The 21,265-nt window shown below is 72.2% G+C and carries 19 protein-coding genes and 1 pseudogene; 9 read left to right on the plus strand and 11 right to left on the minus strand.

All coding sequences use genetic code 11. The features are described from left to right. The first annotated feature begins 112 nt into the window (after positions 1-112). Positions 113-1,702, plus strand: a complete 1,590-nt coding sequence (locus IH61_RS0132585; protein ID WP_031076518.1) for a chitinase — start codon at positions 113-115, stop codon at positions 1,700-1,702. A 179-nt stretch (positions 1,703-1,881) separates the two neighbouring features. Here the strand turns inward: IH61_RS0132585 and IH61_RS50070 are convergent. Next, positions 1,882-2,760: pseudogene (locus tag IH61_RS50070) on the minus strand (prepilin peptidase); the annotation flags it as partial. Between IH61_RS50070 and IH61_RS0132590 the strand changes: the two are divergent. Next, entirely contained in the window at positions 2,750-3,964 is a 1,215-nt protein-coding gene (locus IH61_RS0132590; protein WP_031076520.1) for a pyridoxal phosphate-dependent aminotransferase, read from the plus strand. The pseudogene IH61_RS50070 and the gene IH61_RS0132590 overlap by 11 nt on opposite strands. A gap of 209 nt (positions 3,965-4,173) precedes the next feature. Here IH61_RS0132590 and IH61_RS0132595 read toward each other — a convergent pair whose 3' ends face one another. Then, positions 4,174-6,003, minus strand: coding sequence for a phosphoenolpyruvate carboxykinase (GTP) (locus tag IH61_RS0132595; RefSeq protein ID WP_031076522.1), 1,830 nt, complete (start codon positions 6,001-6,003; stop codon positions 4,174-4,176). A gap of 283 nt (positions 6,004-6,286) precedes the next feature. On the opposite strand from IH61_RS0132595, the gene trhA reads away from it, so the two are divergent. Continuing rightward, complete coding sequence (gene trhA, locus IH61_RS0132600) at positions 6,287-6,961, plus strand: PAQR family membrane homeostasis protein TrhA (RefSeq protein ID WP_031076524.1); 675 nt, start codon at positions 6,287-6,289, stop codon at positions 6,959-6,961. Here trhA and IH61_RS0132605 read toward each other — a convergent pair. Then, positions 6,932-7,477, minus strand: a complete 546-nt coding sequence (locus tag IH61_RS0132605) for a hypothetical protein (protein ID WP_031076525.1) — start codon at positions 7,475-7,477, stop codon at positions 6,932-6,934. The genes trhA and IH61_RS0132605 overlap by 30 nt on opposite strands. 333 nt (positions 7,478-7,810) lie before the next feature. Here IH61_RS0132605 and IH61_RS0132610 point away from each other — a divergent pair, with 333 nt between their 5' ends. Together IH61_RS0132610 and IH61_RS0132615 are read left to right on the plus strand one after the other, a co-directional pair. Next, the gene (locus tag IH61_RS0132610; RefSeq protein WP_051838467.1) at positions 7,811-9,361 is read left to right on the plus strand and encodes an MFS transporter; all 1,551 of its coding nucleotides are present in this window, start codon (positions 7,811-7,813) and stop codon (positions 9,359-9,361) included. A gap of 8 nt (positions 9,362-9,369) precedes the next feature. Continuing rightward, complete coding sequence (locus IH61_RS0132615) at positions 9,370-10,026, plus strand: TetR family transcriptional regulator (protein ID WP_078911573.1); 657 nt, start codon at positions 9,370-9,372, stop codon at positions 10,024-10,026. Positions 10,027-10,075: 49 nt separating this feature from the next. Here the strand turns inward: IH61_RS0132615 and IH61_RS0132620 are convergent, their stop codons facing one another. Next, positions 10,076-10,924: a hypothetical protein gene (locus IH61_RS0132620; protein WP_031076528.1), complete on the minus strand. Its 849-nt coding sequence runs from the start codon at positions 10,922-10,924 to the stop codon at positions 10,076-10,078. Between the two features lie 10 nt (positions 10,925-10,934). Next, on the minus strand, positions 10,935-11,606 hold the full coding sequence (locus IH61_RS0132625; RefSeq protein ID WP_031076529.1) for a papain-like cysteine protease family protein: 672 nt from the start codon (positions 11,604-11,606) through the stop codon (positions 10,935-10,937). 299 nt (positions 11,607-11,905) lie between these two features. On the opposite strand from IH61_RS0132625, the gene IH61_RS49160 reads away from it, so the two are divergent. Beyond that, complete coding sequence (locus IH61_RS49160; protein ID WP_031076531.1) at positions 11,906-12,838, plus strand: hypothetical protein; 933 nt, start codon at positions 11,906-11,908, stop codon at positions 12,836-12,838. 5 nt (positions 12,839-12,843) lie between these two features. On the opposite strand, the gene IH61_RS0132640 is transcribed toward IH61_RS49160, so the two are convergent. Continuing rightward, on the minus strand, positions 12,844-13,473 hold the full coding sequence (locus IH61_RS0132640) for a hypothetical protein (RefSeq protein ID WP_031076532.1): 630 nt from the start codon (positions 13,471-13,473) through the stop codon (positions 12,844-12,846). Further along, entirely contained in the window at positions 13,470-15,194 is a 1,725-nt protein-coding gene (locus IH61_RS0132645; RefSeq protein ID WP_031076534.1) for an alpha/beta hydrolase, read from the minus strand. The genes IH61_RS0132640 and IH61_RS0132645 overlap by 4 nt, the downstream gene beginning before the upstream one ends. A gap of 102 nt (positions 15,195-15,296) precedes the next feature. Here IH61_RS0132645 and IH61_RS0132650 point away from each other — a divergent pair, with 102 nt between their 5' ends. After that, positions 15,297-15,662, plus strand: a complete 366-nt coding sequence (locus IH61_RS0132650; RefSeq protein ID WP_031076536.1) for a hypothetical protein — start codon at positions 15,297-15,299, stop codon at positions 15,660-15,662. Between the two features lie 5 nt (positions 15,663-15,667). Here IH61_RS0132650 and IH61_RS0132655 read toward each other — a convergent pair whose 3' ends face one another. The 4 genes from IH61_RS0132655 to mca are packed head-to-tail and all read right to left on the minus strand — an operon-like array spanning position 15,668 to position 19,805. Beyond that, positions 15,668-16,528, minus strand: coding sequence for a GNAT family N-acetyltransferase (locus IH61_RS0132655; RefSeq protein ID WP_031076538.1), 861 nt, complete (start codon positions 16,526-16,528; stop codon positions 15,668-15,670). Positions 16,529-16,570: 42 nt separating this feature from the next. Next, positions 16,571-18,613, minus strand: a complete 2,043-nt coding sequence (locus IH61_RS0132660) for a thioredoxin domain-containing protein (protein WP_031076540.1) — start codon at positions 18,611-18,613, stop codon at positions 16,571-16,573. Between the two features lie 42 nt (positions 18,614-18,655). Next, positions 18,656-18,847, minus strand: a complete 192-nt coding sequence (locus IH61_RS0132665) for a hypothetical protein (RefSeq protein ID WP_031076542.1) — start codon at positions 18,845-18,847, stop codon at positions 18,656-18,658. Positions 18,848-18,896: 49 nt separating this feature from the next. After that, positions 18,897-19,805: a mycothiol conjugate amidase Mca gene (mca, locus tag IH61_RS0132670; protein WP_051838472.1), complete on the minus strand. Its 909-nt coding sequence runs from the start codon at positions 19,803-19,805 to the stop codon at positions 18,897-18,899. A gap of 243 nt (positions 19,806-20,048) precedes the next feature. Between mca and IH61_RS0132675 the strand changes: the two genes are divergently transcribed. Beyond that, on the plus strand, positions 20,049-20,462 hold the full coding sequence (locus IH61_RS0132675) for a DUF4307 domain-containing protein (RefSeq protein ID WP_031076545.1): 414 nt from the start codon (positions 20,049-20,051) through the stop codon (positions 20,460-20,462). Positions 20,463-20,724: 262 nt separating this feature from the next. Next, positions 20,725-21,225, plus strand: coding sequence for a transcription elongation factor GreA (gene greA / locus IH61_RS0132680; RefSeq protein ID WP_031076547.1), 501 nt, complete (start codon positions 20,725-20,727; stop codon positions 21,223-21,225). The last annotated feature ends 40 nt before the right edge of the window (positions 21,226-21,265 follow it).

Raw genomic sequence — 21,265 nt, forward strand, 5'->3', positions numbered from 1 at the left:
GCAGCGACCCCCGCTCGCCTCACCGGCTCACTCCAGACGCAACGCCCTCCCCCACACGCGGCCGCCGCGCCCCCCACCGCAGCGGCCGCTCCTCCCCCAGGAGCGTCACCCCATGGCCCGTACGCCGAACCAGCCTGCCCACAAGCGCCGGCGCAGCCCCCTCCCGGCCGTCGCGGCCGGTGCCACCGCCCTCGCCATCGCCGGCGGCGGCCTCGCCCTCTTCGCCGGCGGCGCCAGCGCGGCCGTCGGCAACCTGGCCTCCAACGGCGGGTTCGAGAACGGCCTGAGCGGCTGGTCCTGCACCGGTGCCGCGGCCGCCGTCTCCTCCCCGGTCCACTCCGGCACCGGCGCGCTGCAGGCCACCCCCGGCGCGGGCGACACCGGCGAGTGCACCCAGACCATCAGCGTCCTGCCCAACTCCAGCTACACGCTGAGCTCCTGGGTGCAGGGCCCGTACGTCTACCTCGGCGCCCGCGGCACCGGCGGCACCGACCCGTCGACCTGGTCGAACCAGAACAGCTGGAACCAGCTCTCCACCAGCTTCACCACCGGCGCGAACACCACCAGCGTGACCGTCTACCTGCACGGCTGGTACGGGCAGAGCGCGTACGTGGCCGACGACGTCCAGCTGATCGGCCCCGGCGGCACCTCCACGCCGTCCCCGACCGCCACCCCGACCGCCACCGCCACGCCCACGCAGACCGCGACGCCCACTCCCACGGCGACCGCCACCCCGACGGCGACCCCGACCCCCACGGCCACGCCGACCGCCACCCCGACCGGCACCACCCCGCCGGTCACGGGCCTGCCCGCCCACGCGATCACCGGCTACTGGCAGAACTTCGACAACGGCTCGACCGCGCAGCGCCTGAGCGACGTGCAGAGCGCGTACGACATCATCGCGGTCTCCTTCGCCGACGCGGTGCCCACGCAGACCGGCGCGATCAGCTTCACCCTGGACCCGGGCCTGTCCAAGGCGCTCGGCGGCTACACCGACGCGCAGTTCCGCGCCGACATCAAGGCCAAGCAGGCCGCCGGCAAGAAGGTCGTCCTCTCCATCGGCGGCCAGAACGGCGCCATCACGGTGGGCGACGCGACGGCCGGCAACAACTTCGCCAACAGCGCCTACGGGATCATCAAGGACTACGGCTTCGACGGCGTCGACGTCGACCTGGAGAACGGCGTCCAGGCCGGTCCGCTCGGCAACGCGCTGCACGCCCTCCAGGCCAAGGTCGGCCCGGGCTTCATCCTGACGATGGCCCCGGAGACCATCGGGATGTACAGCACCGCGGGCGCGTACTTCCAGCTGGCGCTGAACACCAAGGACATCCTGACCGTCGTCAACACCCAGTTCTACAACTCGGGCGGCATGAACGGCTGCGACGGCAAGGTCTACAACCAGGGCACCATCGACTTCATCACCTCGCAGGTCTGCACCCACATCCAGGGCGGCCTGCGGCCCGACCAGGTCGGCATCGGCGTCCCCGCCTCCTCGCGGGCGGCCGGCGGCGGCTACGTCTCGCCGACCGTGGTGAACAACGCGCTGGACTGCCTGGCCACCGGCAACAACTGCGGCACCTTCGTGCCGCCGGCCAAGTGGCCCACCATCCGGGGCGCGATGACCTGGTCCACCAACTGGGACGCCAACAACGGCAACGCGTTCTCCACCACGGTCGGCCCCTTCGTGCACAAGATGCCGTGAGGTTCCACCCCTGAGCCCAACTCCCCCCGGCGCGCCGCTCCTTGAGGGTGGGGCCTGCGCGCCGGCGGCAGGGCCCGCCGTACCCCACCCGGTACGGCGGGGCCCACCGGGAGGTGGAGTCCGCGCACCGGGCGGCGGCGGGCGAGCGCGGCGGCGGCCCGGACGACGGCCCACAGGCCGGCGAGCACCCCCGCGGCGAACAGCCCGCTCAGCGCCGCCGACCAGCCGTACCAGCCGAGCAGCCCGCCCAGGGCGAAGCCGAGCGGGGAGTCTCCGGGGCCCAACGCGCCCAGCCAGACGGCGAGTTCAAGCACGGCGCCGACCGCCAGCGCGACCAGCAGGCAGCGCGGCAGTGCCTCCGGCCGGCCCTCGGCCACCGCCGCCAGGACCAGTGCGGCGGCCACCCCGGCGATCAGCGGCACGGTCAGCCGGTAGGGCAGCCTCCGCACCCGGGCGTCGACGACGCCGAGCACCACGCCGACGGCGGCGGCCCAGCCCAGCGCCGGCGCCATGGCCGGCAGGCGGTGTGCCGCGTACGCCACCGCGACGGCCACCGCCACGGCCGCCGCCTCCACCGACCAGGGGCCGGAACCGAGGCGCTCCCGGCAGTGCGGGCACCGCCCGGTCGGCGGCAGCAGCCGGAAGCCCCGCCCGCAGGACGGGCAGGCCCTGCACCAGGGTTCGCCCTCCGGCACGGCGAACCTGGCGACCAGGGCGCGCTGCCCCGGGGCCGCCAGGAGAGCGACCAACACCGCCACGACCACGACCGTCACCACGGACGCACCCCTCCTCCACCCGGCTGTCGGCCACATCCTGCCGTGCCGGCAGGGGTGCCGGGCCATGTGCCGTGCGTCTCCTTCTCCACGGGAGGGCGGCAGTGCTCCTCGCATACGCGAGCATTCCGGACATCCTGCGGCCGGTTTGGAAGGCCGCCCGACGCCCCCGCCTGTCGATCCAAGGCCGCCCCGGAGGGGCTGTTCGAGCCCTCGGAAGCCCCCCTTCCGAGACCCGCCGAGCGGACCGTTTGTACCCCTAAAGTAGGCGGACATGCAGGTCATTCAGTCCAGCAAGCTCGCCAACGTCTGCTACGACATCCGCGGCCCGGTACTCGACGAGGCGATGCGGCTGGAGGAGCAGGGCCACCGCATCCTCAAGCTCAACACCGGAAACCCGGCCACCTTCGGCTTCGAGGCGCCCCCGGAGATCCTGCAGGACATCCTGCGCAACCTCGCCAACGCACACGGCTACGGCGACTCCAAGGGCCTGCTCTCCGCGCGGCGCGCCATCGTCATGCACTACGAGGAGCGGGGCCTGCACGGGCTGAGCGTCGACGACGTCTTCCTCGGCAACGGCGTCTCCGAACTGATCCAGCTGGCCATGACCGCACTGCTGGACGACGGCGACGAGGTACTCGTCCCGGCTCCGGACTACCCGCTGTGGACGGCCTCCGTCTCCCTGGCCGGCGGCACCGCCGTGCACTACCGCTGCGACGAGCAGTCCGAGTGGTACCCGGACCTCGCCGACATCGAGGCCAGGATCACCGACCGGACCAGGGCCCTGGTCGTGATCAACCCCAACAACCCCACCGGCGCGGTCTACCCGCGCGAGGTGCTGGAGGGCCTGGCCGAGATCGCCCGCCGCCACCAACTGGTCGTCTACGCCGACGAGATCTACGACAAGATCCTCTACGACGACGCCGTGCACGTCCCGCTGGCCACCCTGGCGCCCGACCTCTTCTGCGTCACCTTCAACGGACTCTCCAAGGCGTACCGCGTCGCGGGCTTCCGCTCCGGCTGGATGGTGCTCTCCGGCGACCGCAGCCGCGCCCGCAGCTACATCGAGGGCCTCACCGTGCTCGCCTCGATGCGCCTGTGCGCCAACATGCCCGCCCAGCACGCGGTGGCCGCCGCACTCGGCGGACGCCAGTCGATCAAGGACCTGCTGCTGCCCGGCGGCCGCCTCCTCGCCTCCCGCGACGCCGCCTACGAGCTGCTCAACCAGATCCCCGGCGTCAGCTGCGTCAAGCCCAAGGGCGCGCTCTACGCCTTCCCCCGGCTCGACCCGAAGGTCCACAAGATCAAGGACGACGCCCAGATGGTCCTTGACCTCCTGCGCTCCCAGCGCATCCTGCTCGTCCAGGGCACCGGCTTCAACTGGCCCGAACCCGACCACTTCCGCCTGGTCACCCTCCCCCGCCCCGAGGAGATCACCGACGCCGTCACCCGCATCGGCGACTTCCTCGGCGGCTACGCGCAGCCGTAGCCGCAGCCGTAGCCGCGGCGGCACTACTCCGGTAGTGGCACTACATGCGTAGTGCCACTACATCCGTAGTAACACTACGGCCGGAGTCCCGGGCCGTGCGGTCTCCTTGGTCGGGGAAAGACCGCCCGGCGGAACTCCGGCCGTCCTGTCGCTCGGCGGGCGCGCGGTTCGTGCCGCGCGTCCGCCTGTGTCTCGTCCGAGGCTCAGGCTCAGCCCAGACGCGCGACGAGGTTCCGGTACTCGTCCCACAGCTCCTTCGGGGTGTGCTCGCCGAACAGCTCCAGGTGGGCCGGCACGAGCGCGGCCTCCTGGCGCCAGATGTCGGCGTCCACGGTGAAGAGCAGGTCGAGGTCCTCCTTGGACAGTTCCAGGTCGCCGAGGTCGAAGCCCTCGACGGTGGGCAGCACGCCGATCGGGGTCTCCACGCCCTCGCCGGTGCCCTGCAGGCGCTCGACGATCCACTTGAGCACGCGGCTGTTCTCGCCGTAGCCGGGCCAGACGAACTTGCCCTCGGCGTTCTTGCGGAACCAGTTGACGTAGTAGATCTTCGGCAGCTTGGCGGCGTCCGCCTCGGCGCCGACCTTGAGCCAGTGGGCGAAGTAGTCGCCCATGTTGTAGCCGCAGAACGGCAGCATCGCGAACGGGTCGCGGCGCAGCTCGCCCACGGTGCCCTCGGCGGCGGCGGTCTTCTCGGAGGCGATGTTGGCGCCGAGGAAGACGCCGTGCTGCCAGTCGAAGGACTCCGTCACCAGCGGGACGGCGGTGGCGCGGCGGCCGCCGAACAGGATCGCCGAGATCGGCACGCCCGCCGGGTCCTCCCACTCCGGGGCGATGGTCGGGCACTGCGCGGCCGGGACGGCGAAGCGGGCGTTCGGGTGGGCGGCCGGGGTGCCGGACTCGGGGGTCCAGTCGTTGCCGCGCCAGTCGGTGAGGTGCGCCGGGGGCTCCTCGGTGAGGCCCTCCCACCACACGTCGCCGTCGTCGGTGAGGGCGACGTTGGTGAACACCGTGTTGCTGTGCAGGGTGTCGATGGCGTTGGCGTTGGTGTCCACGCCGGTGCCGGGGGCGACGCCGAAGAAGCCGGCCTCGGGGTTGATGGCGTAGAGGCGGCCGTCGGCGCCGAAGCGCATCCAGGCGATGTCGTCGCCGATCGTCTCGACCTTCCAGCCCTCGATGGTGGGCTGGAGCATGGCCAGGTTGGTCTTGCCGCAGGCCGAGGGGAAGGCGGCGGTGACGTACTTGGGCTCGCCGCCGGCCGGCGGGGTGAGCTTGAGGATGAGCATGTGCTCGGCCAGCCAGCCCTCGTCGCGGGCCATGGTCGAGGCGATGCGCAGCGCGTAGCACTTCTTGCCGAGCAGGGCGTTGCCGCCGTAGCCCGAGCCGAAGGACCAGATCTCCTTGGTCTCCGGGAAGTGCGAGATGTACTTGGTGGTGTTGCACGGCCACGCCACGTCCGCCTGGCCCTCGGCCAGCGGGGCGCCGACGGTGTGCACGGCCTTGACGAAGTCGCCGTCCTCGCCGAGCTGGTCCAGGACGGCCTGTCCCATGCGGGTCATGACGCGCATGGAGACGGCGACGTAGGCGGAGTCGGTGATCTCGACGCCGTAGGCGGCCAGCGGGGAGCCGACCGGGCCCATCGAGAAGGGCACGACGTACATCGTGCGGCCCTTCATCGAGCCGCGGAACAGGCCCTTCTCGCCCTGGAACAGCTCCCGCATCTCGGCGGGGGCCTTCCAGTTGTTGGTCGGGCCGGCGTCCTTCTCCTGCTCGGAGCAGATGTAGGTGCGGTCCTCCACGCGCGCCACGTCCGTCGGGTCCGAGGCGGCGTAGTAGGAGTTGGGGCGCTTCTCCTCGTTCAGCTTCTTGAAGGTGCCCTGAGCCACCAGAAGGTCCGCGAGGCGCTGGTACTCCTCGTCGGAGCCGTCGCACCACTCGATGCGGTCCGGCTTGGTGAGCTCGGCGATCTCACTCACCCAGGCAAGCAGCTGCTTGTGGCGGGTGGGCGCGGAGGCGCTGAGAGCAGAGATCTCGTACGACACGATCGCTCCTTCACGCCATCTCGGCGAGGAGACGGCGTAGCGGGGGTCTGAGGGTGCTTGCAGCGTAGCTCCGGGGTTCGGGCCCGATTGGGGCGGCGAGGCGAAATTGACGCATCTTTTACTACAGTCAGTATGATTACTGGCCAGTAACAGGGCCTCGGCGGCCGGTCCAGGAGGCTTCGAACATGGCCTCGAATACTCCAAAACGTCCAAGAGTGGCGATCGTCACTTCCGTACGCATCAGTAACCTACGGATGCGTAGGTAGCGGGTAGCATGCTGCGCATGACTGCTGCTGCGCTCTCGGAGAGTGCGCCCACCGAGGCCAAGCCGAAGTGGCGGGGCTGGCTGCACGCCGGAATGTTCCCCGCGACAGTGGCCGCCGGGATCGTCCTGATCTGCCTGGCCGACTCCACGCCCGCCAAGATCGCGTGCGCGATCTACTCGGTCAGCGCCTGGCTGTTGTTCGGGGTCAGCGCGGTGTACCACCGCTTCAACTGGGGCCCGCGCGGTGACGCCGTGCTGCGCCGGCTCGACCACGCGAACATCTTCCTGATCATCGCGGGCACCTACACGCCGTTCACGATGCTGCTGCTCAAGGGCGCCGACCAGCAGGTGCTGCTCTGGGTCGCCTGGGGCGGGGCGCTCGCCGGGATCGCCTTCCGGGTGTTCTGGGTCGGCGCGCCACGCTGGCTCTACACCCCGGTCTACCTGGCGCTGGGCTGGGCCGCCGTCTTCTTCCTGCCGGACTTCCTGCGCACCGGCGGCGTCGCCGTCCTGGTGCTGATGATCGTCGGCGGAGTCCTCTACAGCATCGGCGGCGTGGTGTACGGGCTCAAGCGGCCCAACCCCTCACCGCGCTGGTTCGGCTTCCACGAGGTGTTCCACGCCTTCACCCTCGGCGCCTTCATCGTCCAGTACGTCGGCGTCTCACTGGTGGCGTACAGCACGGCCGGCTGAACCCGGCGCGTTGTGACGGGCGGTCGCACGGTCCACGGACCTGGCGGCCGCCCGTTCCGCCGTCCAGGGCCGCTCGTACGGAGCCCGGCCCGGCGACCTGCGCGGGTACGGAAGCTGCTCGGCCACGCCGGGACCGTCGATGCCCGGCAGGTCCGCTCCGACCTCGGGGAGCACCGCCTCCGCCACGGGCCGCCGCCCGGCCGACGCGGTGCGACCGCGCGCCTGCCGGGCGTCCAGCGCCTCGCGGGCCCGGCGGCAGCGCTCGCAGTGCGCGGCATCGGGGATGCCCCGGGACGGGCGGTGCCCGGCGGGCGAGGGCGAGGGCGACCGGTGCAGCGCCCTCCAGCGGCGGGCCACGTGGACCATGACGAGCAGCACCTCGACGCCCGCGACCGTCAGGACCAGCAGGGCGCCGTTGATCAGATAGGCCGCGACCACGGCCAGCGCGGAGGCCACGACCACCACCCCGCTCCACACCTGGGCACTCGCCCGCCCGTCGTTCCCGTCGTCGGCCACTTCGGCTTCCCCTCTCCCGGCGCCGGGCTCGTGGTCGGCTCCTGCCGCCCCACCCCTTCTCCGCTCTCGGCACGCGTCGGCCAGCACTGACCGATTGCCACATGGTATCTACCGACAGTCACTCGCGGCTGCCCCGGGGCGGCGAACGACAGATCAACGTTGCGTCAATTCCGTGTGCGGAAGCAGCACTTCCAGGACACATCACACTCCGCAGCCGTGCGGTCACTCATATTCACGTGGCGGTCACAATCATTTGAGAGTTACTGTCATTTGACAGAGACTCTCACCAAGGGCCCCGCCACGGAGCCCGCCGAGGCCCGCCGGAGGTCACCCATGTCCACCGCACCGCCCGTGTCCGCCACCGCCGAGGACACCGCCGCCCCCACCGCGAACCCGCGCCGCCGGCTCGCCCTGGTCGCCGTCGCCCTGAGCGCCCTGGTGATCGGCTTCGACATGACGATCATGAACGTCGCCCTGCCCACCCTCGCCGCGGACCTGCACGCCGGCACCGGGCAGCAACAGTGGATCGTCGACGCCTACACCGTCGTCTTCGCCGCCGCGATGCTCCCCGCAGGACTGCTCGGCGACCGCTTCGGCCGCCGCCTCACCCTCACCGTGGGCCTCGCCCTGTTCGGGCTCGCCTCCGTGATCGGCATGCTCGCCGACTCCCCCGGCACCCTCGTCGCCGCCCGGGCCGCGATGGGCCTGGCCGGCGCCCTCGTCATGCCGATGGCCCTGGCCGTCATCCCCGGGCTCTTCCCCGCCGCCGAACAGCGCCGCGCCACCGCGGTCCTGGCCGCCGCGCTCGCCGCCGGAGCCCCGCTCGGCCCCCTCATCGGCGGCCTCCTGCTCCAGCACTTCTGGTGGGGCTCGGTCTTCGCCGTCAACGTCCCGCTGACCGCCGTCGGCATCCTCGCCTGCCTCCTGCTGCTGCCGGAGACCCGCAACCCCGCCGCACCCAGGATCGACCCGCTCGCCACCCTCCTCGCCGCGGGCGGCCTCAGCGCCCTCACCTACGGGATCATCGAGGGCGCCGACCGCGGCTGGGGCGACCCGCTGGTGCTCGCCACCCTCATCGGCTCGGTGCTCGCGCTCACCGCCCTCGTGCTGCGCAGCCGCCGCCAGGACGACCCGATGCTCGACCTCGGCCTGCTCGCCGACCCGACCTTCCGCTGGTCCGCCGTCGCCGCCACCCTGATATCGCTCGTCCTCTTCGGCGCCTTCTTCGTCCTGCCCCTCTACTTCCAGAGCGTGCTGGGCACCGACGCGCTCGGCTCCGGACTGCGGCTCATGCCGATGATGCTCGGCCTGCTGGTCGCCGCCAGGCTCACCGACCGGCTCGTCGACCGGATCGGCGCCCGTACGGTCATCACCGCGGGCCTGGCCATGCTCGGCGCCGCCCTGCTGTTCGGCAGCCGCACCGGCGCCTCGGACGGCTACGGGCGCACCGTGATCTGGCTGGTCGTCCTCGGCTTCGGCATGGGCCTGTCCCTGATCACCGCCCAGGCCACCGCCCTGGTCACCCTGCCGCCCGCCCGCGCCGGCGTCGGCTCCGGTCTGCTCCAGACCCTGCGCCAGGTCGGCGGCGCCATCGGCATCGCCGCCTTCGGCAGCCTGCTGGCCGGGGCCTACCGGGGCGCGCTCGACACCGGCGGACTGGCCGCCGACGCCGCACACCGGGCCGGCGGCTCGGTGGTCGCCGCCGACGCCCTCGCCCGTACCACCGGACAGCCCGCGCTCAGCACCTCCGCGCACGCGGCGTACGTCCACGGCATGGGGCTGGTACTGCTCGTCGCCGGGGTGCTCGCGGTGCTCTCCGCGCTCCTGGTCGCGGCCCGGATGCCCGCCGCGGGGGCTCCAGCCGCCGCGGCGGATCGCCGATAATCAAGGGCATGACTACCGAGCAGCCGACCGCGGCCCTCCCGGACGCCCCGACCGACGAGGTCCAGGCCATGCTGGAGGCGCCGCTGTCGCTGCGCGAGCGCAAGAAGCTCAAGACCCGCCAGACCATCCGCCGCGAGGCGTACCGGCTCTTCTCCGCCCAGGGCTTCGACAGCACCACCGTCGAACAGATCGCCGCCGCCGCCGAGGTCTCCCCCTCCACCTTCTTCCGGTACTTCGCCACCAAGGAGGACCTCGTCCTCACCGACGAGTACGACCCGGCGATCCTCGCCGCCGTACTCCAGCGCCCGGCCGGCGAGCCCTTCCTGGAGTCCTGCCGGGCGGCGCTGCTCGGCATGATCCGGCACCTGCGCGAACACGACCGGGAGGAACTGTTCGCCCGGATGCGGCTGGTCCACGAGGTGCCCTCGCTGCGCGCCGGGCTGCACCGGGCGAACGACAGCCCGCAGCAGCTGTTCCTCGCCGTGCTCACCAGGCGGGCGGGCGTCGAGGAGCCGACGTACGACATGCGCGTCGCCGCCGCCGTCCTCGGCGCCGCCACCACCGAGGCGGTGATGCGGTGGGCGGAGAGCGACGGGCGGGAGGACATCACCGACCTCGTCGACCGGGCCTTCGAGCTGCTGACCAGCGCGTTCGCGGGGCTGTGACGGGAGCGGCGGGGCCCCCGGGCGAGGGCCCCGCCGCCGCGTTGCTGAGTCAGCGGGCGGTGCGGCGCCGCCGCAGCACCGCGCCCGTGCCCGCCAGAGCGGTGACGCCCAGCGCCGCGGCCGCCGTCACGGCCGGGAGCGGCGAGCCTCCGCCCGCCCGCGTGTCCGCCTCTGCCGCCCGGGCGACGTCGTACCCGCCGCCCTCGCCGGCCCGGTCGTACGCCGAGCCGGGCAGCTTGTCGCCGTACCGCTGGTGCACCAGCTTCTGGTACGCCGTCAGCGACACCCCGCCCGCGCCGACCGAGCGCCGGGCCTCGTCGTCCAGCGGCAGCACCCGCCCGTCGCGCAGCACGTACCAGGCGTTGATCTGCGGTTCGCGGAAGGCCGTACCGCCGCCGCTCGCCGCCTTCGCCGCGTAGTCGCTCTCGTCGCCGCCGGAGGCGATGTTCACCACCCGCCAGGCGCCGCCCTGGCGGACGGTCCAGACCGAGGCGCTCTGCCCGTCCGCCCCGACCACCTTGCTCGCGGTGAACTCCGCCTTGGCCACCGGCGCGCCCGGGGTGCCCGCGACGAAGCCCGCGTCCAGGGTGTAGACCGGCACGGTGTCCCCGGCCAGGCGGGGCGCGGAGGCACTGGCCGCGCTCGCCTCCTCGGCCGCGCCGATGGTGAGTTGCTGCGTCGGCGGGACGCCCTTGCGGGCGAAGAAGTGGCCCACCTGGTCCAGGACGGCAGGGTCCTGGACGGCTCCCCGCGCCTGCGCCAGCTCGGCGGCGGGCACGGGCGCCGGGGCTCCGGCGGGCTGGTCGGCGTGCGCGGCGGGGGCCGCCACCGCCAGGCCGAGACCGGCGGTGAGCAGGGCGGCCGCGGCGGCCCGGAGGATGCGCTGGGAGTCGGTCATGGTCGCCACCTCACGCGCCGATCCGGTAGAGGGAGTGGGTCCAGGAGAACGTGCTGTTGTTGACGTAGTACCAGTAGTCGCCCCAGTTGTAGCGGTAGTTGGACGGCCACGGGTCGCCCCAGTAGACCCAGTTGTTGCCGGTGTCGTACCCGTACACGACGTGCATGTGCCCGCCGCCCGAGCTCCACTGGATGCGGGTCTCGATCGGGCGGTTCGCGTCCACCTCGGCCTGGACGGTGGCGTAGCGCAGGTAGCCGCTGACGTACGAGCCCGGGGCGATGCCCACCCAGTCCAGGCCGTTCTGCACATCGGCCAGCGATGCCTGGCTGTTGGGGCAGGAGGAGTCGACCGAGCGGCCGAAGGCGGCGTTGCAGAACTGGTTCTGGCTGTAGTTGTAGCCGAACCAGGTGGCGATCGTGTTGCCGCTCGCCGCCCAGCACCAGTTGGTCTGCTGTTGCTGCTGCATGCTGATGTTGAGCTTCTTGTACGTGCCGGCCAGGTCGGCCGTGCTGCCCGGCGCGGCGGCCTGGCGCACGTGCGCCGGAGCGGCGGCGGTCGCGGGCGCGGCGACGGCGGGGGTGCAGACGGCGGCGGTGAGAGCCGGGCCCAGGACGCCCAGGGTGAGCAGGGCGACCGCGCGGCGCGGCCGTATCCGCGGAATCCGCGGAAGTGGAACTGGCATGGGGGATGCCTCCTTGCACCAGCGGAGCGAGGTGCGATGTGGGGGTGTGGGGGTGCGGTCCGGGATCGTGGGGGTGCGGTCCGGATCGCGCCACGAGCATCGCGCCGCCCTCGCGAGGTGGTCAACGGGCCTCGGAGGCACCGAAGTTCGGGTGTGAACGAGCGGCCACAGGTGTGAACACCGCCCGGAAAACCCCCGCGTGGAGCGCCGGGACCGGTGACAAACCACCGCCCTGATGTGAATATTCACGGTCAAAACCCGGAACGCCCGCGTCCCCCGCTCCGCGCCAGGAGGCAGCCATCCGCCGCAGCGACCCCGCCGACCTCGCCGCCGCCCTGCGCACCGGCCCCTTCCACCTCGCCCTGCGCACAGCCATCACCACCCGCGGCCTCGCCCTCCACCGCCTGCGCCGCCACCTCGCCCTGCGCGGCGTCAACGTCGGCCTCACCAGCCTCAGTTACTGGCAGCAGGGGCACCGCCGCCCCGAACGCCCCGAATCCCTGCGGGCCGTCGCCGCCCTCGAGGACGTCCTCGAACTGCCCCCGCACTCCCTCACCCGGCTCCTCGGCCCCCGCCGCACCGCCGACACCGCCCCCGCCGGCCCGCCCGTACGCCCCTACCGCGACCTCATCGCCCCCGCCACCGCCGTCGACGACCTGCTCGCCGCCCTCTCCGGCCCCCGCGACACGGGCCTGCACACCCTCACCCACATCGAACGCATCCGCATCGGCCCCGACCGCCGCCTCACCCGCCGCGACTCCCAACACGCCCTCCGCGCCCACCGCGACGGCATCGACCGCTACCTCGCCCTCTACCAGGGCGACCCGGGCAGCGACATCACCCGCGTCGGCGTCCGCGCCGAGGAGAACTGCCGCCCCGGCCGCATCCGCCGCGACCAGGCCAACCACCTCCTCGCCGCCGAACTCCTCCTCGACCGCCGCCTCCGCGCCGGCGACACCCACCTCCTCGGCTACGGCTTCGACGACTCCCCCGCCCCCGACCCCAGCTGCGAGTACGTCCGCGGCTTCAACTCCGGCGCCGCCCAGTACGTCCTCCAGGTCACCTTCCACCCCACCGCCCTGCCCGTCCGCTGCCACCGCTTCGCCCTCCGCTCCCCCGGCGAACCCCCCTACGAAACTGAGGAGTTGACCCTCGACGGCCACCACTGCGTCCACCTCGTCGCCACCGCCCTGCGCCCCTGCCTCCTGGGCATCGGCTGGGACTGGGAGTAGCCGGCTCAGGCCGACCAGTACGGGTCGTCGACGGCGATCGTCACCGAGCGGTGGGTGTCGGCGTCGTAGGTCGTCGCGGGCAGGCCGAGCGGCGGCTCGGGCACGCCCGGCCGGTACCGCACGTCGCCCAGATCCGCGACGAACCAGACCAGGTACGTGCCCAGCCTCTCGTCCGCGTGGAGCGTCAGGAGCATCCCGTCGCCGTCCAGGCATCCGAAGCCCACCGGAAACCCGGTCCTGTCGCCCGGCTCGTGCCTGTCCGTCACGTGGCACCCCCGGCCGTTCCAGGTCAGGGCGACCTGGTCCATCAACTGCGGCAGCTTGGCGGGAGAGATCCTGGTCGCCGCGTACATCCCGCCCGATACGGAGGAGCGCACGCTGTGCTCGCCGTCGTAGAGGTCAGGGTCCCGAGCCACCTGGTAGTTACCGGACGCGTACGTCAGCAGAGGCGATATCCCGTCCACGGTCGCCCGAAGGGCGCCGTCGATCCGCTCCCGCGCCTGGCCGGCGCTGAACCGCACCTTCGCCCGGTCCCCCATCCCGGCGAAGAAGTAGCTGTTCTCGTACAGCACCACCACGGCGATCACGCACATCACGGCCACCGCCGGCACGACCACCGGCAGACGCACCCTCACCTGCGGTCCACCCGCTGGACGTCGCCGCCGTGTCCGGTGACCACCGCGGCGATGTTGCCCAGCGAGGGGCCGCCGTTCTCCGGGGTGAGGTACTTGGTGTGCGCGCCGTACATGGGGCTGGCCGCCGCACTCCAGTCGTCGACGGAGAAGCGGGTGGCCCCGAAGGTCCTGCTGGCCGGGTCCGTCCCGTACCAGGTCCCGTCCGGGTCGAAGGCCAGGTGCTGGGCCACCGCGACGGCGGTCCCGAAGGTCGTGGCGTTCCTCAGGTCGTCGTACGAGGGCAGATGGGTCACCGGGTCGTCCGCCGCCGCGCCGACCCACACATGGCCTGGCATCTTCAGGTCGGACGCCTTGTGCGTGCCGACGCCCGGGCTGCCGAGGAAGACCACGTCGTCCGGCGGCGCGTAGGACGGATCGTGGACCGTGAGCCTCGTGGCGAGGCCCGTCACGAGCGACCCGTAGCTGTGCCCGATGGAGGTGATGTGCGGCGGCGCGCCGCCTTCGTGGCTCGCCCGCAGCCCGGTGAGGAACCTCGCGTAGTCGGGGGCGCCCTTGGCCGCCGCTTCGCCGGAGGCCGCCGTCGGGTCGGCGTCGGGGGCGTCGTAGCCCAGCCAGACGACGGACGCGACCGAGCCGCCGGGCTTCTTCCTGCGGTCCGCCTCGCGCCACAGGTTCAGCGTGTTCTCCGACTCGTTGGTGCCGGGTTGGTACGGCTCCCCCTTCGGGCCCAGCGAATAGGGGGTGGAGGTGATCCCGGGGACGTAGGCGGAGACGTCCGTGGCGGTGTCGGGGTTGCCGAAGGAGATGACCGCCCGCCCGTTGCCCTCGGTGCTGACGCCGAGCAGGTACGCGAGCGGCTGAGTGGCCGGGTTCGCCCGGTTGTCCTCGAGCCGCAGTTGGATCGCCCGGAGCCTCTTGTACTCCTCCGATTCCTTCTTCCCCTCGTCCCAGAGCTGATTGAGACGGGAGTTCAGATACGTCCGGTTCAGCTGGTCCCGCTCCTGCGCCGGAATGCCGTCCAGATTCCGGATCGCGTCCGCGTGCTGCTTCCGGAACCACTCCTGCCCCTGCGGGTCCAGGCTCCTCCACCAGGCGTTGACCTCCGTCGGGGTCGCCTTCTCCTCCGGCATGTCCTTCTTCCAGGGCTCGTGGCCCGTGGCGTTCGCCGCCGCCAGGTCCATCTCGGCGGCGATGCCCAGGCCGTTCCCGGTGTCGGCGTGCTTGGTGTAGGTGGTGAGCAGCGCCGCCAGTTGCCGGTCTGCCTCCGTCGCCTCGGTGAGTGCGGCGACGATCCGCTTGTTGATCTCCTCGGCCGCCGCCCGCTGCTTGTCCTCCCAGCCCGGGGCCGTGTACGCGCTCGTCGACGGCAGCCAGGACACCGCACCGGAGTCACCCACGGAGAAGCCCTTGGCCGCCGCGTCGTCGAGCGCCTTCCGGAGCTTCGACTGGGCCAGCGCGAAGAGGTCGGCGTAGTCGCGCAGGTTCTTGCCGATGGCCGTCATCTCCAGATCGGCCCCGTGCAGCTTCTTGCTGGTGGCGTAGATGATCGGAGCGGCGGCCCGGGCCGCCTCGCCCGTCCAGTAGAGGTCGCGCACCGGGAGGGCGGTGCCCTTCCTCCAGTCCTCGACGTGCTGGGTGAACGCCCTGTGCAGCGCGTCGTAGGCGTCCGCCGCAGTGATCAGATGCGCCAGGTCGGCGTTCTTCAGACTCGCCAGATCCACCTGCCCCCACCCCCCATAGATCCTGACTGTCCGTCAATCTCCTTGCTGCCTGCCGCTACCGTAGCGTCCACATCCGACGCGAACAGGCCAAGGAGGAGATCGATGGCGGGCGAGACCGGGTTCATGGCCAAGCCGGACGACTTGAAGGCGGCCGGGAACAACGCGGTGACGGTCGGCGGGAGGATCCCGGACGAGACGGCGAAGCTGGCCGAGCCGACCACGGGGGCGGTCGCGAGCCTGGCCGGCTGGCAGAGTGCGGCTCCTCTGCAGAACTGCGGTGCCGCGTGGAAGAAGTTGCTCGACCGGCTCGCGAACGACATGAAGGGCGTGGGCGGCAACCTGATCAACTGCGCCGACAACTACCAGCGCGGCGACACGCTTCCGATGCCGCCCACGCCCACCGTCACCGTCCCCGACCCTTTCAAGACGAAGCTCATCGGCGGCAAGCCGCTCGAGAGCGACGCGTAACTCCCTTACGGCGCCGTGAAGTCGACGACCAGGCAGTCCTCCACCGGCAGGTAGCCGATCTGCTGGTAGATGGAGTTGCTGGTCGGGTTGGCCAGGTCGGTGTAGAGGAGCACCTCCTGGGCGCCCTGGGTGAGGACGTGGGCGGAGGCTGCGGCGGTGGCGGCGGTGGCGTAGCCGCGGCCGCGGAGGGGGGCGGGGGTGTAGACGGGGCCGATGCGGGACATGCCGGCGAGGATCGGGCTGGCGCCGGCGAGGGCGACGGGCGTGCCGTCGTCCTCCCAGAGGTGGAGGCCGCCGCCGGCGATGCGGTCGTCGACGGCCTTGGGGATGTCCATCGGCGGGACGTCGACCTCGGCCAGGAACTCCGCGTACCAGCGGATGGCGAGGTCGCGGTCGGCCGGGGCGGCGAGGCGGTGGCGGCCGGTGGGCGGGTGCGTGGGGTCGGTCAGGCGGCCGAGCCGGTAGAGCCGTTCCTCGACGCGGACGGTCCGGGTGGTGCCGGTGGCGGCGGTCCAGGCGTCGGCGAAGGCGCGGACGGCCGCGGCGCCGCCGCCGACTCCGGTCAGTTCGGTGAACCCGGGCCCGGCGGCGGCCAGTCGGGTGGCGAGGTCGGCGGCGGCCGCCTCCGTCATGGACGAGAGCCGTGGGGCGAAGGGCGGTGTCTGGAGGAAGGCGGCCTCGACCGGTCCGTCCACCTCGGGGCGCCACCAGCCGAACACGGGCGGCTCGCCGAAGATTTCGAGGCCGGCCACGGCGAGCCGGTGGCTGATGGTGAGCAGCACGGTGTTCTCGGCGGGCCGGGCGGCGAGGAAGGCTCCGGCTTCGGCGCGGAAGTCGTCGAGGGAGGTGGAGAGTGTCCAAGTCATGGCCCATCCTCACCGCCTCGGACGACCTCCGCCAACACATATTTACGCGACGACCACCCCGAGCCGCGCCCCCAGCTCCGCCGGGTCGGTGGTCGGTCGGTCGCAGGCGAAGTGCCGGCAGACGTACGCGGCGGAGGCCCCGTCGACGAGCGGCCGGTCGGCCAGCAGCGGCACCTCCCCGTCGGCCGGGGTCCCGACCGCGAGGACGGCCCCGGGGGCCGTGGCGAGCAGCGCCGCCCGGCGCAGTGCGGCGCGGGCCGGGTCGCCGTCCGGTCCGACGACGGCGATCTCGCGCGGCCCGTCGATCAGGGCCTCGGCGACGGCGAGGCCCCAGCCGATGAAGCGGGGTGCCCGGGCGGCGAGGGCGCCGACGACGCCGAGGGCGCGTTCGGCGGCGGTGCGGTGGCGCTCGGAGCCGGTGTACGCGGCATAGCCGAGCAGTGCCCCGGCGGCGGCGGTCCAGCCGGAGGGGGTGGCGTTGTCGGTCGGGTCCTGCGGGCGGCGGATGAGTTCCTCGGCGTCGTCGGCGGTGTCGTAGAGCGCGCCGGAGGTCTCGTCGGTGAAGTGCTTGAGCACGGTGTCGAGGAGTCCGCCGGCGAGTTGGAGCCACTCGGGCGAGCCGGTGACGGCGTACAGGGCGAGGAAGCCCTCGGCGGTGTCGGCGTAGTCCTCGAGGACGCCGGCGTTGGCGCCGGGCCTGCCGTCGCGGGAGGTGCGCAGGAGCCGCCCGTCGGGGGTGAGGTGGACGGCGAGGAGCAGGTCGGCGGCGCGTTCGGCGGCCTCGACGAGGTCGGGGCGTTCCAGCAGGGCGCCGGTCTCGGCGAGGGCGGCGATGGCGAGGCCGTTCCAGGCGGCGACGACCTTGTCGTCCCGGGCGGGTGCGGGCCGGGTGGCGCGGGCCTCCAGCATCCGCCCCCGGATCTCCTCGAACTCTGTGAAGTCCTCGGGTTCGGCGAGGAGTTGGAGGACCGAGGTGCCGTGTTCGAAGGTGCCCTCGGCGGTCACGGTGAACAGCCGGGCGGCGGTGGCGGCGTCGGCGGGCCCGAGGAGGTCGACGAGTTGGCCGGGTTCCCAGACGTAGTACGCGCCTTCGGCGGAGGCGCCGGTCTCCTCGTCGAGGCTGTCGGCGTCCAGTGCGGAGGCGAACGCGCCTTCGGGGGTGCGCAGTTCGCGCAGCAGGAAGTCCGCGGTGGAGAGGGCGACCCGGCGTGCGAGCTCGGAGCCGGTGGAGCGCCACAGGTGCAGGTAGGCGCGCAGCAGGAGCGCGTTGTCGTACAGCATCTTCTCGAAGTGCGGCACCACCCAGGCGGCGTCCACCGAGTAGCGGGCGAAGCCGCCGCCGAGCTGGTCGTGCAGGCCCCCGCGGGCCATCGCCTCGCCGGTGCGCGCCGCCATCTCCAGTGCCGCCTCGGAGCCGGTCCTGGCGTGGTGGCGCAGCAGGAACTCGATGACCATGGCCGGCGGGAACTTGGGCGCTCCGCCGAAGCCGCCGCCCCGCTGGTCGAACTCGCGGCTGAGGGTGACGAGCGCCTGGTGCAGGTCGGCCTCGCCGGGCGGCCGGTGCGCGCCCGCCGCGTAGACGCCGGCCCGCTCGGCCAGGTCGGCCCTGATCCGCGCGGCGACCTCGCCGACCTCCTCGCGCCGCTCCCGCCAGGCGGCGTCCACGCCTTCCAGCACCTGCCGGAAGGAGGGCATCCCGTGCCGGGGCTCCGGCGGGAAGTACGTGCCGAAGTAGAACGGCTCCTTGTCGGGCGTGAGGAACACCGTCATCGGCCACCCGCCCTGCCCGGTGGCGGCCTGCACGGCCTCCATGTACACGGCGTCGACGTCGGGCCGCTCCTCGCGGTCCACCTTGACGGCGACGAACCGCTCGTTGAGGTACCCGGCGAGCCCTTCGTTCTCGAACGATTCGTGGGCCATGACATGACACCAGTGACACGCGGCGTAACCGACCGACAGCAGAACGGGTACGCCGCGGCGGCGGGCCTCCTCGAAGGCGTCGGCCTCCCAGGGCCACCAGTCGACCGGGTTGTCGGCGTGCTGCAGCAGGTAGGGCGAGGTCGCGTCCGCGAGACGGTTCGGCATGCCCCCATCCTGGCCCATCGGGGCCGGGGCGGGGGCGGTGACTCACTCCTTGGGAGCTTCGGGCTCCTCCGTGAAGTCGACCTTCTTGAACTGGCGGTTCATCGACTTGGCCAGGAACCAGGTGGCCACGCCGAGGGCGGCGAAGACGACGAAGCCGAGGAGACCGGGGGTGACCTTGGCGTCGTCGACGGCGAGGTCGGCGGCGAGGTGGACGAGGTTCACGGGGGCGCTCATATCTCTATGGTGGCCCGGCTCACGGGGAGCCGGGCCGTCGGGGGGTGGTTCAGTCGCGCGTGTCGCCCGCGGCCGAGGCCGCCTGGGCGGGGGTGCGCAGTCCGGCGAACAGGTCGTCCTCCGGGAGGTCCACATCGATCAGGGTACGGGCGAGCTCGTAGTCCTCGGTGGGCCAGACCTCGCGCTGGACGTCCAGCGGCACGCGGAACCACGGGCCGTCGGGGTCGATCTGGGTGGCGTGGGCGATGAGCGCGCGGTCGCGGGTCTCGAACCAGTCGTCGCAGCGCACCTGGGTGGTGATCTCGCGCTCCTTGCGGCCGCTCTTCTCCCACCCGGCGATCCACTCGCCGTACGGGGAGTCGTGGCCGTTGTCGGTGAGGTACTGGTGCAGGGCGCGGATGCGGCCCATCGGGAAGCCGTGGTTGTAGTAGAGCTTCAGCGGCTGCCAGGGTTCGCCGGCCTCCGGGTAGGCGTCCGGGTCACCGGCGGCGTCGAAGGCCAGCATGGTGATCTTGTGGGTCATGATGTGGTCCGGGTGCGGGTAGCCGCCGTTCTCGTCGTAGGTCGTGATGACCTGCGGCTTGAACTCGCGGATCAGCCGGACCAGGGGCTCGGCGGCCTCCTTGACGTCCTGGAGGGCGAAGCAGCCCTCGGGAAGCGGGGGGAGCGGGTCCCCCTCGGGCAGGCCGGAGTCCACGAATCCGAGCCATGCCTGGCCGACGCCGAGGATGGCACGCGCCTCGTCCATCTCCTTGCGCCGGACCTCGTGGATGTTCTCCTCGACGTACGGGTCCCCCTGGAGCTTGGGGTTGAGAACCGACCCGCGCTCACCCCCCGTGCAGGTGGCCACGAGTACGTCCACACCCTGGTCGACGTACATGGCCATGGTGGCCGCGCCCTTGCTGGACTCGTCGTCCGGGTGGGCGTGCACCGCCATCAGTCGCAACTGCTCAGTCAACGCCTTGCGTTCCTTCCACATCGTCGGGCGTTCCGCGAAGACCGGACTGCCCACCGTACGAACCGCTCGGTTCGGGGCTCCGCCACCGCGGGACCGGGCGCGTTCGGACCTCGCCGACGCGGCCGGACCCCGCCCCCGCCGGACCGGCTACGGGCGTGCCCCTCCTATAGTGACGGACTGGAGGACCGTCGCATTCCCCCGCACCACCCGCGCGGCCCCTCATCCAGGAGAGGACGGCGTCCGATGACCGCAGACACCACCACCGCGCGGCTGCCCGAGGGCCGCTACGGCAGGCGCGGCGACGGCGACTCCGACCGTCGGCTCAAGGTGGTCGGCGCGGTGTGCGGCGTGCTGGGCCTGGGCCTGATCGCGTGGATGGGCGGCTCCTACCTGCTGCGGGAGTCGAAGATCAACGGCTCGGTGCCGACGTTCCAGGTGCTCTCCGACTCCGAGGTCCAGCTGCACCTGACCGTGCGCAAGGGCGAGGGCCAGGCCGGCAGCTGCACGGTGCGCTCGCAGGGCGACGACCACGCGGTGGTCGGGGTGGCCGACTTCCCCGTCCCGGCGGCCGGGAAGACGTACGAGGCGACGGTGACCCTGCGCACCACCGCCCGGGGCACCACCGCCGAGCTGCTGGGCTGCACACCCGCCAAGTAGGGCGCATATTCGATCCGGGGAGCGGGCATCCGTACTTCGTCCCGTACCCGGTTCCCGTACACCGTGGCGTAACGCCACCGTCAACGCCGCGCCAACGACTCTCCCGCTTGTCGGCAGGACTTGTTAGGCTCGTGGTTTCGCCCCTTCCGCACCGGATGGTACGGGAGCGGGCGTTGCTTTGTAGTTGAGACCGAAATCATCGTCGACCCTTGCTGACGACTCACACCCTCAGCACAGCCCCCAGCACCTACGAGGAGCACCTGTGACCCAGACCAGTGAGAACGTGACCTGGCTCACTCAGGCCGGCTACGACCAGCTCAAGGCCGAGCTGGACCATCTGACCGGACCCTGGCGCATCGAGATCGCCGAGAAGATCGAGGCGGCTCGTGAGGAGGGCGACCTCAAGGAGAACGCCGGCTACCACGCCGCGAAGGAGGAGCAGGGCAAGACCGAGCTGCGCATCCGCCAGCTGACCCAGCTCCTGGAGCGCGCCAAGGTCGGCGAGGCCCCGGCCGACTCGGGCGTCGTCGCGCCGGGCATGGTCGTCACGGTCGCCTTCGACGGCGACGAGGACGACCTGATGGAGTTCCTGCTCGCCTCCCGCGAGGTCGCCGGCTCCGACACGCTGGACGTCTACTCGCCGCAGTCCCCGCTGGGCCGCGCGATCGACGGCAAGAAGATCGGCGACGAGGCCACCTACGACCTGCCCAACGGCAAGCCGGCCATGGTGAAGATCGTCAAGGTCGTGCCGCACGCCGGCTGATCGACCCCCGAGGACGTACGTATGAGGGCGGCCGCCGAGT

This window comes from Streptomyces sp. NRRL WC-3742 (assembly GCF_000720635.1).
In the GTDB taxonomy this organism is placed as follows: domain Bacteria; phylum Actinomycetota; class Actinomycetes; order Streptomycetales; family Streptomycetaceae; genus Kitasatospora.

Coding starts and splice junctions, on each gene's coding strand:
- IH61_RS0132665 (WP_031076542.1), bottom strand. CDS start 18,847: ATGAGCGCCCCCGTGAACCTCGTCCACCTCGCCGCCGACCTCGCCGTC.
- trhA (WP_031076524.1), top strand. CDS start 6,287: ATGACTGCTGCTGCGCTCTCGGAGAGTGCGCCCACCGAGGCCAAGCCG.
- IH61_RS0132675 (WP_031076545.1), top strand. CDS start 20,049: ATGACCGCAGACACCACCACCGCGCGGCTGCCCGAGGGCCGCTACGGC.
- IH61_RS0132650 (WP_031076536.1), top strand. CDS start 15,297: ATGGCGGGCGAGACCGGGTTCATGGCCAAGCCGGACGACTTGAAGGCG.
- IH61_RS0132660 (WP_031076540.1), bottom strand. CDS start 18,613: ATGCCGAACCGTCTCGCGGACGCGACCTCGCCCTACCTGCTGCAGCAC.
- IH61_RS0132615 (WP_078911573.1), top strand. CDS start 9,370: ATGACTACCGAGCAGCCGACCGCGGCCCTCCCGGACGCCCCGACCGAC.
- IH61_RS0132655 (WP_031076538.1), bottom strand. CDS start 16,528: ATGACTTGGACACTCTCCACCTCCCTCGACGACTTCCGCGCCGAAGCC.
- IH61_RS0132585 (WP_031076518.1), top strand. CDS start 113: ATGGCCCGTACGCCGAACCAGCCTGCCCACAAGCGCCGGCGCAGCCCC.
- IH61_RS0132610 (WP_051838467.1), top strand. CDS start 7,811: ATGTCCACCGCACCGCCCGTGTCCGCCACCGCCGAGGACACCGCCGCC.
- IH61_RS0132590 (WP_031076520.1), top strand. CDS start 2,750: ATGCAGGTCATTCAGTCCAGCAAGCTCGCCAACGTCTGCTACGACATC.
- IH61_RS0132625 (WP_031076529.1), bottom strand. CDS start 11,606: ATGCCAGTTCCACTTCCGCGGATTCCGCGGATACGGCCGCGCCGCGCG.
- IH61_RS0132620 (WP_031076528.1), bottom strand. CDS start 10,924: ATGACCGACTCCCAGCGCATCCTCCGGGCCGCCGCGGCCGCCCTGCTC.